This is a genomic window from Microbacterium sp. GQ128 (assembly GCF_059758615.1).
Map to the genome: position 1 here is coordinate 375,227 of NZ_JCAXDY010000002.1, position 13,970 is coordinate 389,196.

The 13,970-nt window shown below is 69.1% G+C and carries 13 protein-coding genes; 8 read left to right on the plus strand and 5 right to left on the minus strand.

Features of this window, described 5'->3' with window-relative positions:
- Nucleotides 1-48 precede the first annotated feature (48 nt).
- Entirely contained in the window at nt 49-690 is a 642-nt protein-coding gene (locus AC6CHX_RS07825; protein ID WP_498272335.1) for a TetR/AcrR family transcriptional regulator, read from the minus strand.
- Between the two features lie 64 nt (nt 691-754).
- Between AC6CHX_RS07825 and AC6CHX_RS07830 the strand changes: the two genes are divergently transcribed.
- Nucleotides 755-2,068 (plus strand): glycosyltransferase, encoded by a 1,314-nt coding sequence (locus tag AC6CHX_RS07830; protein WP_498272336.1) that lies wholly within the window; start codon nt 755-757, stop codon nt 2,066-2,068.
- A gap of 238 nt (nt 2,069-2,306) precedes the next feature.
- Here AC6CHX_RS07830 and AC6CHX_RS07835 read toward each other — a convergent pair whose 3' ends face one another.
- Both AC6CHX_RS07835 and AC6CHX_RS07840 read right to left on the minus strand, forming a co-directional pair.
- Nucleotides 2,307-3,410, minus strand: a complete 1,104-nt coding sequence (locus tag AC6CHX_RS07835) for a hypothetical protein (RefSeq protein WP_498272337.1) — start codon at nt 3,408-3,410, stop codon at nt 2,307-2,309.
- Complete coding sequence (locus AC6CHX_RS07840) at nt 3,407-4,366, minus strand: hypothetical protein (protein ID WP_498272338.1); 960 nt, start codon at nt 4,364-4,366, stop codon at nt 3,407-3,409. The genes AC6CHX_RS07835 and AC6CHX_RS07840 overlap by 4 nt, the downstream gene beginning before the upstream one ends.
- Nucleotides 4,367-4,436: 70 nt before the next feature.
- Between AC6CHX_RS07840 and AC6CHX_RS07845 the strand changes: the two genes are divergently transcribed.
- Nucleotides 4,437-5,036: a GNAT family N-acetyltransferase gene (locus AC6CHX_RS07845; protein WP_498272339.1), complete on the plus strand. Its 600-nt coding sequence runs from the start codon at nt 4,437-4,439 to the stop codon at nt 5,034-5,036.
- Here the strand turns inward: AC6CHX_RS07845 and AC6CHX_RS07850 are convergent.
- Entirely contained in the window at nt 5,026-7,377 is a 2,352-nt protein-coding gene (locus tag AC6CHX_RS07850; RefSeq protein ID WP_498272340.1) for an arylsulfatase, read from the minus strand. The genes AC6CHX_RS07845 and AC6CHX_RS07850 overlap by 11 nt on opposite strands.
- 136 nt (nt 7,378-7,513) lie before the next feature.
- Between AC6CHX_RS07850 and AC6CHX_RS07855 the strand changes: the two genes are divergently transcribed.
- Nucleotides 7,514-7,873, plus strand: coding sequence for an avidin-fold protein (locus tag AC6CHX_RS07855; RefSeq protein ID WP_498272341.1), 360 nt, complete (start codon nt 7,514-7,516; stop codon nt 7,871-7,873).
- A gap of 127 nt (nt 7,874-8,000) precedes the next feature.
- Here AC6CHX_RS07855 and AC6CHX_RS07860 read toward each other — a convergent pair whose 3' ends face one another.
- Nucleotides 8,001-8,588, minus strand: coding sequence for an Lrp/AsnC family transcriptional regulator (locus AC6CHX_RS07860; RefSeq protein WP_498272342.1), 588 nt, complete (start codon nt 8,586-8,588; stop codon nt 8,001-8,003).
- 150 nt (nt 8,589-8,738) lie between these two features.
- Between AC6CHX_RS07860 and AC6CHX_RS07865 the strand changes: the two genes are divergently transcribed.
- The 5 genes from AC6CHX_RS07865 to AC6CHX_RS07885 are packed head-to-tail and all read left to right on the plus strand — an operon-like array spanning nt 8,739 to nt 13,956.
- Entirely contained in the window at nt 8,739-10,325 is a 1,587-nt protein-coding gene (locus tag AC6CHX_RS07865) for an ABC transporter substrate-binding protein (protein ID WP_498272343.1), read from the plus strand.
- 11 nt (nt 10,326-10,336) lie between these two features.
- Nucleotides 10,337-11,398: an ABC transporter permease gene (locus AC6CHX_RS07870; protein ID WP_498272344.1), complete on the plus strand. Its 1,062-nt coding sequence runs from the start codon at nt 10,337-10,339 to the stop codon at nt 11,396-11,398.
- Nucleotides 11,395-12,306 (plus strand): ABC transporter permease, encoded by a 912-nt coding sequence (locus AC6CHX_RS07875; protein ID WP_136042509.1) that lies wholly within the window; start codon nt 11,395-11,397, stop codon nt 12,304-12,306. Before AC6CHX_RS07870 ends, AC6CHX_RS07875 begins: the two co-directional genes overlap by 4 nt.
- Nucleotides 12,303-13,124 (plus strand): ABC transporter ATP-binding protein, encoded by an 822-nt coding sequence (locus tag AC6CHX_RS07880; RefSeq protein ID WP_136042508.1) that lies wholly within the window; start codon nt 12,303-12,305, stop codon nt 13,122-13,124. The genes AC6CHX_RS07875 and AC6CHX_RS07880 overlap by 4 nt, the downstream gene beginning before the upstream one ends.
- Nucleotides 13,117-13,956 (plus strand): ABC transporter ATP-binding protein, encoded by an 840-nt coding sequence (locus tag AC6CHX_RS07885; protein WP_498272345.1) that lies wholly within the window; start codon nt 13,117-13,119, stop codon nt 13,954-13,956. The genes AC6CHX_RS07880 and AC6CHX_RS07885 overlap by 8 nt, the downstream gene beginning before the upstream one ends.
- The last annotated feature ends 14 nt before the right edge of the window (nt 13,957-13,970 follow it).

The following is a 13,970-nucleotide window of genomic DNA, read 5'->3' on the forward strand; positions in this document are numbered from 1 at the left end:
AGCGAGGGCAGGCGTCCCGGGTGGTCGGGCTCCTCTCGTCGTCGGCTCTCAGCCTGCCGCCGTGATCTCGGCATCGACCGCCGCGCGCAGCCACGCGGCGTAACGGTCGGCCGTCCACCCGGATTGCGCGACGAGCTGCTGGTAGCTCTCGGGCGAGAGCAGGAACGACAGGGCGTCGGCTGTCGTCGCCTCGTCGATGCCGGGGGCGGCGATGCCGCGCCGCCGCAGTTCCGAGACGAGCGCGCGGTAGTCGGCGCCGCGACGCTCGAGAATGCGGTGCAGGGCGGCGTCGACGACGGGGTCGGACAGCGCGGCGCCCAGCAGCACCGTCCACAGCCCGTGACCTCGCGCGTTCGCGGTGGTGATCTGGGTCAGCACCCCGTCGAGGAAGACCTCGTCGGGCAGTTCGAGGAGTCCTGCGGCGACCTCGGTGTCAGTGAGCGAGTCCGCGCCCTCCGAGCCCGAGAACGTGACCTCGAACGCGGCGATGAGTAACTCCGCCTTCGCGGCCGTCGTCTTCACGGTCTCGGCGGACACTCCCGCCTCGCGTCCGATCGCGGCGATCGTGGTGGCCTGGTATCCCTGCGTCGCGAACAGGCGTGCGGATGCGGCGACGATGCGTGCGCGGGTCTCCTGCGCCTGGCGGGCGCGCAGTTCTGATCGATAGGCACGGGGAGCGGCCTCAACCATTGACTTTCCTAACGGGGTGATGAATACTACGACGGTACATTCGATCTTAGGGAAAGAACCCGTCATGTCCAGTTACCTCATCACCTGCACACCCGCGCACGGCCACGTCGTGCCGCTGCTGCAGATCGCCCGCCACCTCCTCTCCCGCGGCCACGACGTGAGCTTCCTCACGAGCAGCCGCTATGCCGAACGCGTGCAGGCCGCCGGTGCGCGTTTCCTCCCGCTGCCCGTCGACGCCGATGTCGACCTCGACGATGCCGACGGCGCCTTCCCCGAGCGCCGTGGGCTCACCGGCCCGGCCGCCCTGCGCTTCGACATGACCAACCTCTTCGTCCGCCCCGGTGCGGCGCAGCTCGCCGCGGTCCGGGCCGAGATCGACGCCCGTTCCGTGGACGCCGTCCTCACCGAGCCGCTCTTCGTCGGTGGCGCGCTCCTGCAGCTGCTGCCCGCAGACGAGAGGCCGCCCGTCGTCGTGCTCGGCATCTTCCCGCTCGGGGCGCGCAGCGCGGACACGGCGCCGTTCGGGCTCGGGGTCACCCCGATGCCCGGTCCACTCGGTCGACTGCGCAACGCCGCCCTGCGCACGGTCGCCGAGCGTGCGATATTCGGTGGCGTGCAGAAAGAGGCCGACGCGATGGCGCGGCGCGAGGTCGGCCGCGACCTCGGCGGCTTCGTGCTCGACTGGGCCGGCCGCGCCGACGCCTACGTGCAGTTCACCGTGCCCGAGTTCGAGTATCCGCGCGCCGACCTTCCCGCCACCGTGCACTTCGCAGGCCCGCTGCCTCCGTCGCCGTCCGACTCCGTCCTGCCGGAGTGGTGGTCCGACCTCGACGGCTCACGGCCGATCGTGCACGTCACGCAGGGGACCATCGCCAACTCCGACTTCGGTCAGCTCGTGCAACCGACGGTCGCCGCGCTCGCCGCATCCGATGCTCTGGTCGTGGTGTCGACGGGCGGCCGCCCGGTCGATGCGCTCGCCGGCAGGCTGCCCGACAACGTTCGCGTCGCCGAGTACCTCCCGTACGACCGGCTGCTGCCCCTCGTCGATGTGCTGGTCACGAACGGCGGTTACGGCGGCGTGCAGCAGGCGCTCGCGCACGGGGTCCCGCTCGTTGTTGCCGGGCAGACCGAGGACAAGGTCGAGGTCTGCGCGCGAGTGGGGTGGTCGGGTGCCGGGGTGAATCTGCGCACCAGCACCGCGACGCCGGCGCAGGTCGCGCGCGCCGTGGACCGCGTCCGGTCCGACCCCTCGTATCGGGCCAACGCCGAGCGGATCGGCGCGGCCATGCGCGACACCGATGCGTGGCGATCGCTGGACGGATGCCTCGACGAACTCACCGGTCGCTGGGCCGGCGTGCACGGGGGATCCCGGGGCTGACCCCGCCGGCAGAAAGCGCATTCCGATGCATGGATGCAACGCGTTGCAACCCCATCCGGTATACCATTCCCTTATACGCCCAGCAGTGTCAGTCCCCAGCTGAACGCGGGCGGGGCGGCTCAGCCGCCATGCGGAGGGAGAGTCGATCTTCTTTCGATCCCGAGGGGGGATGGGGTGGGAGTTCGGTCCCCAGCCGACACCCACCCCCACACTCGGACTCCGCCTCAGTTCCTGCGGCTCAGTTCATGCGGCTCAGGAACCAGAACGCGACGAACGCGATCACGACGATCAGCGGCACCCACGTTCCCCCGCGCTTCAGTCGTCGCCCCTGCGGTGCGACTCCCGGCGGCGGCGTGAGCAGGCCCGCCGGCGGAGCGAACGGCAGCGCGTGGCTCGTCACCGCGCCGGATGCCGGTGCCTCCGGGTTCTCGGCGAGCAGGCGCTCGTCGCGCCACCGCGCCCACTGATCGAACTTCGTCAGCAGCGCGCCGACCGTGCCGAACAGCCACGCCCAGGTCGCAGGATCGAGCGTCGAGAGCTTGCGCTGCGTGTACAGGAACAGCCAGTCGTCGACGATCTCGACATCGAGTTGTGCCGCGTTGTCGATGAACCGCGCCATGATGTCGGGCGTGAACAGGTAGAGCGCATCGCGTTCGTAGCCGGCAGGGCAGTAGAGCGTGAAGTGCTGATCGAAGTCGCCCTCGAGCGACAGCCGCTGCTCCTTGTGGAACGAGGCGGGGAGGTTCGAGCCGAAGCCGTTGTTGCCCTTGGCGTCGAGCACGATGTTCGGCAGCGGCACGTCGAGCTTCACGGCCACGTATCCCCACCGGTAGGTGGTCGAGTTCTTCCCCGACTGCACGGTGTACTGGTAGTTGCCGAACTCCACGAAGCGCGGCGTCGTGCCCCGGATCAGATCGGTCGACTGCCGCGAACGGCCGAGACTGAAGATCATGCCGGGCAGGGGAGGGTCGGCCACCTTCGGCTCGTACGACATGCCGTTCGCCTGGGCGAAGCGGTGCAGCCGATACCGCGTGGTCTGCGCGTTGCGCACGCCCATCCAGATCATCACGCCGACCGCCGCCAGCAGCAGGACGATCAGCACCAGCGGGATCGCCATGGCCGAGGGGCTACCGCCGAGGGATGCGATGCTCACGATCACCGTGACCATGATCGGGATCAACACCACGGCGGCGATCGCGACGGCGACGATGCCGATGACGGTGGATGCCGACATGCGCGACGACGGCCGCGAACGCAGCTCCGCGGCGAAGGCCCGCACGGCGGCCGCGTCGACCGGATCGATGAGCGGCCGCGCGTCGAACCTCGTCTGGGGTGAAGTCACCGGTTCACCGTGTCTGCATCCCATGTGAGGTCGGCGCCCTCCGGGATCGCGAAGGCCTCGAGCCGCTCGTCCGCGCAGATCGCGTCGACCAGCGCGGGGGAGCCGGCCACGATCGTCGAGTCGAAGTCGACCTCGCTCACCAGCACCCAGGCATGATCCTCCGGCCACAGGGGGCTCGGGCTCTGGGGCGGCCGCGGGAACCCGCGCTCCTCGGCGGCGCGGTCGCGCCACGGCACCTTCCGGTCCCAGTCCGGGTCGGCGAACGCGCGCGGCGGCGCCGAGAACAGCACGTGATCGCGCATCGGGAGGCGGAGGCGCGGGCCCTCGGAGATCTCGCGCGACAGGATGCCCTCCTGCCAGGTGGGCTTGCGGAAGACGTTGTTGAACGGATCGTGCGTGCTGCGATCGAGCATCGCCTGGTGGTTCGGGTCGTCCGTGAAGGTCAGGGAACCGCCGGACGGGGTGATGCCGTAGAAGCCGAACAGATCGCCGCGGCCCTCCCAGAGCGCGGCGAAGCCGGCATCCGGGGTCTGGGTGTGAGCGACGAGGTGAGTCGCGATCGCGGCCAGGTGCTCTGGGGCGAGCTCGCCCTCCAGCGGGGCGGAGAATTCCCGTCCGTCCGGAGCGATCCGCGTCCGCCAGTCCTCATCGGTCGGTGTCCGCACGATCCGGTGCCACTGCGCCAGCGGGTGCAGGATCGTGTCGAAGGCGGCGGCCGTCTGCGCCCAGGTGGCGGGCTCGTCGACGAACTGTCCGAGAAGCGCACGCTGCTCCGCCTCGGGCAGCCGATCCCACTCCTCCGACGTCGGCACCGCGCGGTCGGGCAGCGACCGGACGATCGCAGGGTGCAGGATGCGCACGTAGGCGGGGAAGCCCCGGGGGACCACCGAGTGCATCGTGTCGAGGCTCGTGTCGAGTCGTTCGCGTACCCAGGCCCCCGCCGAGGGATCAGACATCCACTCCATGCGACCACGCTACCGGGGCGGTCGCCAACTGAGCCGGTCGCGCGGCCGTAGGGTGAGAGCCGTGTCCCCGACAGCCGAGCCGTCCCCGGGTGCTTTCGCCCCGGAATACCCGATCCGTACCGAACGCCTGATCCTGCGCCCGATCGCTCCCGGCGACGCCGCCGCGATGCACGCATACAAGTCCGACCCGGATTCCGTGCGCTACGTGCCCTACGGCACCCTGGAGCTGGCGGACATCGAGCGCCGTATCGCCACGACCTGGTCGAACACCCGCTTCGACAACGAGGGCGACGCCGTGAGTCTCGCCGTCGAAGAGCGCGCAACCGGCACGCTCGTGGGCGACGTCGTGCTGTTCTGGCGCAGCGAGAAGGACCGTGCGGGCGAGGTGGGCTACATCTTCGACCCCCGCGTCGGCGGGCGCGGCTATGCCACCGAGGCAGTGCAGGCTCTCCTCGCGCTCGGCTTCGAGGGGCTCGGGCTGCACCGGATCGCCGCGCGGATCGACGAGCGCAACACCGCATCGGCACGCGTCGTCGAACGACTCGGCTTCCGGCGCGAGGCGCGGTTCGTCGAGAGCGAGTGGTTCAAGGGGGAGTGGGCGACTCTGCTGGTCTACGCGCTGCTCGAAGACGAATGGCGCGGGCGCGGGGTCACTGCTTGAGCATCGCGACCGCGAGCTTGTGCTCGTCGTCGATCAGGTGCGAATGGTCGTCGTCGCCGAGATCGATGCGTACCCACTCGATGGCGCCCGTGAACCCGTTGCCGGTCGCGCCGTAGTCGGGTGAGACCGGCGATGCCAGGTCGCAGCCGACGTCGACAGTCTCGTCGAACGTGAACTGGAACGGGATCGTCTTCTTCACGCGGCCCTCGCCGATCTTCTGCTCTCCGGCGTAGAGGGTGACGGTGCCGCCCTTTGCGAGCCCGCCGCCGTCGTAGGCGAAGTGCGCGCGGAGCTCTTGCTCCCCGGCCGGAACCGCGCTGGAGGAACGGATGATGTCCACGTCGATGCCGAGCAGGTTGTAGGCGAACACGAACGAGCCGGCCTTCGTGTAGAGCGACCAGCCGCCGTACGCGCCGCCCTGGGCGATGAGCACGCCCTCGGCGCCGTCATCCGGCACCGACACCTGCGCCGTGACCGTCCACGATTTGTTCTTGATGTTGATCGTCGAGTTCTCGCTCAGACGCTTCATGCCGGGGTAGAACTTTTGCGAATCGCTGGTAATGAGCTGCGGGCGACCGGCGATGTCGGGGTTCATCCGTTCGGCGGAGCGGATGTCGAGCGGGAGCACGTTGAAGCGGGCCGCCTGGATGAGGAAGAGGCGTTGCAGGTGCGCGAGGCGCTCGGGCTCAGCGGCGGCGAGGTCGTTCGACTGGGTCCAGTCCTCGTCGACGTTGTAGAGCTCCCACACGTCGTCGTCGAGACCGTGTGAGGACCCCGTCCAGGGATCCTTGTGCTTCGCGACTGCGGTCCACCCCTTGTGGTAGATCGCGCGGTTGCCGAGCATCTCGAAGTACTGCGTCTCATGCTGCTCCGCGGCGTCGGCATCCGAGAAGGTGTAGTTCATCGGCGTCCCCTCGTAGGGCCGCTGGGTGACGCCGTTGACGGTGGTCGGCTCCGGGATCCCCGCAGCCTCGAGCACGGTCGGCGCGACGTCGATCACGTGACTGAACTGGTTGCGGATGCCGCCCTTCTCGACGCCGCCGTTGGGCCAGCTGACGATCGTGCCGTTGCGGGTGCCGCCCCAATGGCTGGCGACCTGCTTGGTCCACTGGTAGGGGGTGTCCATGGCGTGCGCCCAGCCGACCGCGTAATGGTTGTACGAGCTCGGAGTGCCGATGTCACCGATGTGGTCGGCGACGTACTGCTCGGTCTCGATCTCGTTCATGTGGTTGATCGTGAAGCCCTCGTTCGTGGTGCCGTGCATCGATCCCTCGGCGCTCGCGCCGTTGTCGCCGATGATCACGTAGACGAGGGTGTCGTCGAGGATGCCGAGCTCTTCGTAGGCGTCGAGCAGGCGGCCGACGTGGTGGTCGGCATAGGCGAGGAACCCGGCGTACACCTCCATCTGCCGGGCGAGGGCGGGCTTGATGACGTCGCTCATCTCGTCCCAGGCGGGGATGCCTGGGCTGCGCTCGGTGAGCACGGCATCGGCGGGGATGACGCCGAGTTCGAGCTGGCGGGCGAAGGTCTCCTTGCGCACCTCGTCCCAGCCCTGATCGAACTTCCCTTTGTACTTGTCCGCCCATTCGGTGGGGACGTGATGCGGTGCGTGCGTGGCCCCGGGAGCGAAGTAAGTGAAGAACGGGACATCGGGAGCGAGCGACTTCTGCTCACGCACCCACGCGATCGCCTTGTCGGTCATGTCGCCCATGAAGTGATAGCCGTCCTCCGGCGTCCCCCACGGCTCCACGGGAGACGTGTTCTCGTAGATCGCGGGGTACCACTGGTTCGTCTCGCCGCCGATGAAGCCGTAGAAGTACTCGAACCCGTTGCCGGGCGTCGGCCATCCGTCGAACGGGCCGATGGCGCTGGCCTGCCAGACCGGGACCTCGTGGCACTTGCCGAACTGCGAGGTGTTGTAGCCGTTGAGCTTGAGGGTCTCGGCGAGCGGCGCGCAGCTGTTCGGTCGCAGCGAGCTGTAACCGGGCGCGGAGGTCGCGATCTCGGTGATGCCGCCCATCCCGACGGTGTGATGGTTGCGACCACTGAGCAGCGCCGCCCTGGTCGGCGAGCATAGCGCCGTGGTGTGGAAGCGGGTGTACTTCAGCCCTGCGGCGGCGACGCGCTCGAAGTTCGGCGTGTGCACGGGCCCGCCGAACGGACTGGATGCCCCGAAACCGGTGTCGTCGATGAGCACGACCAAGACGTTCGGCGCTCCCGCCGGCGGGCGCACCGGTGTGATGGGCGGGAACGCGGTGTCGGGATCGGTCGCGTCGTAGGTGACCGTGCCGGTGTAGGCGAGGTCGGGGATCGGAAGGCTGGAACGCTGCACGTCGGACATGACACTCCTACGACTCTCGGCGACGGGGCATGCGTCGCCTCTTGCTGCAAAGCCTAAGGACGACGGGGCGGAGCCCAGCGGCCAGTTCACCCGAGGCGGGTGAGGGTGTCCGACGGCATCCCGCATAATCGAGGATGTGACTGCGACAGCAACCCTCCCCTCCCTCGACGGCCGCCGATTCCGGATGGTGTCGTCCACGACCTCCGCGGTCGACCCCGAATCTCCGAGCATCTTCGAGTACTTCGAGCGCGACGGCGCGATCTGGGGTGGATACGAGGGCGACACGGTCACCTTCGGCAAGTTCGTCGGCACCCGCACCGGTGACTCGATCTGGGTGTCGTTCGTGCATGTGCTCAAGGCCGACGGCACGGTCGTGACCGGCGACGGCGAGAGCGAGCTCGAACTCACCGACGACGGCGGCATCCGCCTGGTCGAGCACTACGAGATGCACGGTCTCCCGCAGCTGAGCGTGTGCGAGGAGATCGCGGCCGCCTGACCCCTGCACCCCGTGCGCTGAGCGTCAGTCCACTGCGCTGAGGGGTCAAGACACGCCGTATCGCGGCGTGGGGAGGCGGCGTTTGCTGACCCCTGAGCGGGGAGCGAGCGGGGAGCGGGAGCGGGGCTCAGCGCGGGGGCAGGGCGTCCCGGCCAGCGGTGGCCGGCGTCCAGCGCGTCATCCCGAGCGGGATCTCGGTGCTGCGCTCGGGCAGATCGGCGGGCAGCAGGTACGGCCGCCGGATGACCTCGTCGAGCACGACGACGCTGACTACGGTGCGCACCTCCGGCAGCTGCGCGATCACGCCGGTGGAGAACTCGTGCACGCCGCTCACGTCGACCGCGCGGATGAGCAGCATCGCGTCGTGCTCGCCGGTGGTGATGGCGCACCACTCGACGTCGGGCATCTCGAGCACGCGTTCGCGGAACGAGGCCCAGGCCTGCGGCATCACCGTGACGAACACGAGCGCGCCGATCGAGAGCCCGGCCTTGGCCTGATCGACCCGGGCGCTGAAGCCCGTGATGATCCCGTCGTGCACCAGCGACTCGACCCGCGTGTACGCGCTCGCGCGGGAGATGCCGACCTTGTCGGCGAGGGCGGCGATCGAGACGCGACCGTTATCACGCAGCACGTCGAGGATTCTGTATGCCGTCTCGTCCAATGGGGCGGCACTTCGTCCAGAATGCTTCGACTGATCCGCATCCTTGCTGGACATATTGCTCCTCACGACCGACGTTCTGGACAGAGCGTGTCGAGACCACCCACACTCGCTGGACACATCGTCGCATATGATGCGAATCTGATCCCCGGTCGTCCACATCGGTGGCGACTCACCCGAATGTACTCCTCGCCCCTGGAGGTCCTCATGTCGTCACGCCGTATCACGCCGGTCATCGCGCTCGGAGCGGTCGCGATCTTCGCGCTCGCCGGATGCTCGGGAGGGAACTCGGCCGGAAACGGCGGCGACTCCTCCGCCTCCGACTCGCTCGTCATCGACACCGCGTTCTCGATCGAGACGACCGACCCGGGTCACACCTACGACCCGACCGGCAACATGATCGCGAAGGCGCTGTACGAGACCCTCGTCGACTTCGAGGGCTCGGACGTCTCCACCCCCGTTCCCGGCCTCGCCTCGTGGGAGCAGAACGACGAGGCCACCGAGTTCACGTTCACGCTCGAGGGCGACCGCGTCTTCTCCGACGGTTCGCCCATCGAGGCGAAGGACGTCGTGTTCTCGCTGCAGCGCATCCAGGGGATGACCGATGCCAAGCCGAACTTCCTCCTCGGCGGGCTCACCATCACCGAGGTCGACGACAAGACCATCCAGTTCACCTCCGAGACCCCGCTGCTGCAGCTGCCCGCGATCCTCGCGAACCCGGCGCTGGGCATCGTGAACTCCGACGTCGTCATCGAGAACGGCGGCGCGACGGACGGCACCGACAGCGCGCAGAAGTTCCTGGACGGCGAGTCCGCCGGTTCCGGACCGTTCGTGCTCGACACCCTCGACCTCAGCTCGCAGGTCGTGCTCACGAGCAACGACGAATACAACGGCGATGAGGAGTCGGCGTACTCCCGTGTGGTCGTGCGCAACGTGTCGGAGAGTGCAACGCAGCTCGCGAACCTCAAGGGCGGCGACTCGATGGTCGCGATGGACCTCAACGGCGACCAGGTCGCGGGTCTCGGCGACGACATCACGGTCGACTCGGTCCCGTCGGGTCAGACGATCTTCCTGCTGCTGAACCAGTCCGAGGCCGTCGCCGGTGAGCTGGCGAACGTCAAGCTCTCCGAGGCGATCCGCTACGCACTCGACTACGACGCGCTGCTCGAACTCGCCGGTGCCGGATCCGTGCAGGCGACCGGTGTCATTCCTCCCGGATTCGAGGGCGCACTCGAGGAGGGCGTGACGCAGGACCTCGACAAGGCGAAGGCCGCGCTCGCCGAGTCGGGGTACGACGGTCAGACGCTGACCCTGCAGTTCCCGAACGACTACCCGGTCGGTGGCGTGGAGTTCACGCCTCTCGCCGAGCGCATCCAGGCGCAGCTCGAGGATGCCGGCATCACGGTCGAGCTCGCCCCGGCCCCGTTCGCGACCGAGCTGGACGCCTACGTCAACGGCACCGAGGGCTTCGGCCTGTGGTTCTGGGGTCCGGACTACGCCGACTCGGCGAACTTCCTCCCCTTCGCGCCCGGACTGAAGGTGGGGCTGCGGGCCGGCTGGGCTGCTGAGGCCAACCCGGAGATCGCCGGCATCGCGGCGGGTGCCGCCAGCGCGACCGACCCCGAGCAGCGCACGGCTGCGTTCACCGAGTTCGCCGAGGCGATGCAGGAGCAGGGTCCGTTCGTGCCGCTCATCGTCCCCGGTCGCAACATCTCGTCCGCGGACAGCGTCACCGGCGCCGTGTACAACTCCGTCTGGGAGATGGACATCGCCGAGATCACCCCGGCTGGCTGAACGGACCTTCCATGACGACAGTGGCCGTGCAGAGGCAGGCGCAGCGGCGCCGTTCGCCTCTCGTCGGATACCTGCTGCGGCGGGCCGGGACCTCCCTGCTCCTGTTGGTGGGCGTGACGATCGTCACGTTCGCGCTCACCAACCTGGTGCCGGGAGACCCGGTCTCGGCCGCGCTCGGTGAGGGCGCGTCGCAGAACCCGGCGACGCGGGAGGCGTTCATCAAGGCGAACGGTCTCGACCAGCCACTGTTCGTGCAGTACTTCATCTACATGGGGAACCTGCTGCGCGGGGACCTCGGAACGTCGCTGGTGACCGGTCAGCCGGTCACCAGCGACCTCGCCACCGCCGTGCCGGCGACGATCGAGATCGCCATCGGCGCGATCGTCGTCAGTCTCGCGGTCAGCATCGTGCTCGGCACGCTCGCCGCGTACCGCCGCGGACTCGTCACCGACCAGGTCATCCGCGTCGTGACGCTCGTCGGCCTCAGCGTGCCGACCTTCTGGCTGGCGCTGGTCAGCTTCTACGTCTTCTTCCTGGAGCTTCGCATCGCCCCGGGGTCCGGTCGCATCTCGCCGTCGATCACCCCGCCGCCGCGCGTGACCGGCCTCTACACGGTCGACTACCTTCTCAATGGCGACGCGGTCGGCTTCTTCGACGCCCTCGCCCACCTGGCACTGCCGGTGATGGTGCTCTCGCTCGTCACGATCGGCCTGCTGACGCGGTTCATCCGCACATCCGTGCTCGAGGTGCTCGGCAGCGACTACGTGCGGGCCGCCCGCGCCAAGGGCCTGCCCGCGATGCGCGTCATCCTCGATTACGTGCTGCGCGGCGCGTCGCTGCCGATCCTCACCGTGGTGGGCGTCGCTTTCGGGGCACTGCTCTCCGGAACGGTGCTCGTCGAGTCGGTGTTCGCCTGGCCAGGGCTCGGAACCTACGCCTACAACTCCGCCGCCAACCTCGACCTGCCCGGCATCATGGGCGTCGGTCTCGTGGTCGGCATGATCTACCTCCTCATCAACTTCATCGTCGACATCCTCTACGGCGTGCTCGACCCGAGAGTGAGGATCGCATGAGCCGCATCGCCGCAGCCACGCCGGCCGGCCGCTTCCGCTTCCGCTGGCCCCGCGCCTGGCGCACCCCGCTCGGCATCATCGGCACCGTCATCGCGGGCGCCTGGGTGATCGTGGCCTTCACCGCACAGTGGTGGGTGCCGTACCCGCCGAACGCCCAGGTGCTGCCCCGCCTGCAGGCGCCGGGCATCGACACGCTGCTCGGCACCGACGGCAACGGCCGTGACATCTTCTCCCGCCTGATGACCGGTGCGACCGTGAGCCTCCCGCTCGCGCTCATGCTCGTGGTCGCCGCCATGATCATCGGCACGGTCATCGGCGCCGTCGCCGGGTACTTCGGCGGCTGGGTCGACGAGACCCTGATGCGCATCACCGACTTGTTCATGGCCTTCCCGACCGTGATCCTCGCGATGGTGGTCGCGGCCTCGCTCGGCCCGTCGCTGTTCAACGCGGTGATCGCGGCGATCGTGGTGTCGTGGCCGCAATACTCGCGCGTCACCCGCAGCATCGTGCTGGGTCTGCGCGGTCAGAACTACGTGATCGCCGGACGACTGCTCGGTCATTCGCCGGCGCGCACGCTGTTCGTCGACATCCTCCCGAACATCGCCGGCCCGGTCCTGGTGCTCGCGACGCTCGACATCGGTGCGGCGATCCTGCTGCTCTCCGGCCTGTCGTTCCTCGGTCTCGGTGCACAGCCGCCGACCGCCGAGTGGGGCTCGATGATCTCGGGGGCGATGCAGAACTTCGACGCCTGGTGGCTCGGGGTCTTCCCAGGTCTCGCGATCCTGACCGTGGTGCTGGCGTTCAACTTCCTCGGCGACGCGATGCGCGACGTGCTCGACCCGACGGCCGAGATCACGCACGAGAAGGCCGCGGAACACAAGGCCTCGGCGACGGGGGTGGCGGCATGACCTCCGTGCAGGGATCCTCCGTGCTCAGCATCCGCGATCTGACCATCGACATCGGTCGCCCGCTCGTGAAGGGCGTCTCGCTCGAACTCGAGGCCGGTCGCATCCACGGCCTCGCCGGCGAATCCGGATCGGGCAAGACGCTGACCTCGCTCGCCGTGCTGGGACTGCTGCCCCGCCAGGCGAAGACCGGCGGATCGATCCTGCTCGGCGGCGAGGAGCTCGTCGGCCTGAAGCGCCGCTCCCTCAACCGGGTGCGCGGCAAGCGCATCGCGATGGTGTTCCAGGATCCCTCGGCGTCGCTGCACCCGCAGCTGCCGGTCGGCCGCCAGCTCACCGACCACATGCGCGTGCACCTCGGGCTCAAGGGCGCGGCTGCTCGCGAGCGGGCGATCGAACTACTCGAGACCGTGCAGGTGCCCAACCCCGCCGAGGCGCTGAAGCGCTACCCGCACCAGTTCTCGGGTGGGCAGCGGCAGCGCATCGCGATCGCGTGCGCCCTCGCGTGCGACCCCGAGGTTCTGCTGGCCGATGAGCCGACCACGGCCCTCGACGTCACGGTGCAGGCCGGCATCCTGAAACTGCTGCGCGACCTCGCGGTGGAGCGGAACCTCGCCGTGCTGCTCGTCACGCACGACCTGGGTGTGATGAGCGCGATCGCCGACCGGGTGGCCGTCATGAAGGACGGACGCGTGGTCGAGCTCGCCGATCGCGAGACGCTGTTCCTCGACCCGCAGCACGACTACACGCGGATGCTGCTCGCGGCCCTGCCGGGTTCGCGCATCGATGAGGCACCGGAAGGGCAGGCCGCAGATGAGTGAGGTCCGAGTCCTCGACGCGCAGGACGTGGTCGTGCGCTACCCCGGTAACCCGCCCGTGATCGCCGTGAACGGCGTGTCCATCAGCGTCGCCGCCGGTGAGACGGTCGCGCTCGTCGGGGAGTCGGGCAGTGGCAAGTCCAGCCTCGCCCGCGCCGTCGTCGGCATCGAGAAGACGGCCGGCGGAACGGTGCTCTTCCGTGATGAGCCCGTGGCACCGCTCGGCATCCGTCGTCGGCCCACCACGATGACCGGCATCCAGATGGTGTTCCAGGATCCGGCGACCTCCCTGAACCCCCGCCGCCGGGTGGGCGATCAGATCGCCGATGGCATCGCGACCGCCCGTGCGCGCGGCGCCGAGGGCTCGACCGTCGACGAGTGGCTCGAGCGCGTGGGGCTGCCGACGACGGTCAGCACCCGCTTCCCGCACCAGTTCTCGGGTGGGCAGAAGCAGCGCATCGCGATCGCGAGGGCCCTGGCCGCCCGGCCATCGCTCCTCGTCGCCGATGAGCCGATCTCGGCACTCGACGCGTCCACTCAGACCAGCGTCGCGGGGCTCATGCGCGACCTGGTGGCGGAGTCGGGAGCGGGGATGCTCTTCATCTCGCACGACCTCGCCGTGGTCCGCCGCATCGCCGACCGCACGTTCGTGATGTTCGGCGGCCGAGTGCTCGAGTCGGGCCCGACGGATCAGCTCTGGGCTGCGCCGCAGCATCCGTACACGCAGGCCCTGCTGGCCGCGATCCCGGAGCCCGACGGCGCCGGCCGCATCCCCGCCGCGCCCTCGGTCGACGACCGCACCGTGTGGGCCGAGATCCCGCCGGTCATGTACTGAGCGGGAGGAGGGCG

Excerpts from the sequence above, each read along its gene's own strand:
- AC6CHX_RS07825 (WP_498272335.1), bottom strand. The coding sequence starts at position 690 with ATGGTTGAGGCCGCTCCCCGTGCCTATCGATCAGAACTGCGCGCCCGC.
- AC6CHX_RS07830 (WP_498272336.1), top strand. The coding sequence starts at position 755 with ATGTCCAGTTACCTCATCACCTGCACACCCGCGCACGGCCACGTCGTG.
- AC6CHX_RS07840 (WP_498272338.1), bottom strand. The coding sequence starts at position 4,366 with ATGTCTGATCCCTCGGCGGGGGCCTGGGTACGCGAACGACTCGACACG.
- AC6CHX_RS07850 (WP_498272340.1), bottom strand. The coding sequence starts at position 7,377 with ATGTCCGACGTGCAGCGTTCCAGCCTTCCGATCCCCGACCTCGCCTAC.
- AC6CHX_RS07860 (WP_498272342.1), bottom strand. The coding sequence starts at position 8,588 with ATGTCCAGCAAGGATGCGGATCAGTCGAAGCATTCTGGACGAAGTGCC.
- AC6CHX_RS07865 (WP_498272343.1), top strand. The coding sequence starts at position 8,739 with ATGTCGTCACGCCGTATCACGCCGGTCATCGCGCTCGGAGCGGTCGCG.
- AC6CHX_RS07870 (WP_498272344.1), top strand. The coding sequence starts at position 10,337 with ATGACGACAGTGGCCGTGCAGAGGCAGGCGCAGCGGCGCCGTTCGCCT.
- AC6CHX_RS07875 (WP_136042509.1), top strand. The coding sequence starts at position 11,395 with ATGAGCCGCATCGCCGCAGCCACGCCGGCCGGCCGCTTCCGCTTCCGC.
- AC6CHX_RS07880 (WP_136042508.1), top strand. The coding sequence starts at position 12,303 with ATGACCTCCGTGCAGGGATCCTCCGTGCTCAGCATCCGCGATCTGACC.
- AC6CHX_RS07885 (WP_498272345.1), top strand. The coding sequence starts at position 13,117 with ATGAGTGAGGTCCGAGTCCTCGACGCGCAGGACGTGGTCGTGCGCTAC.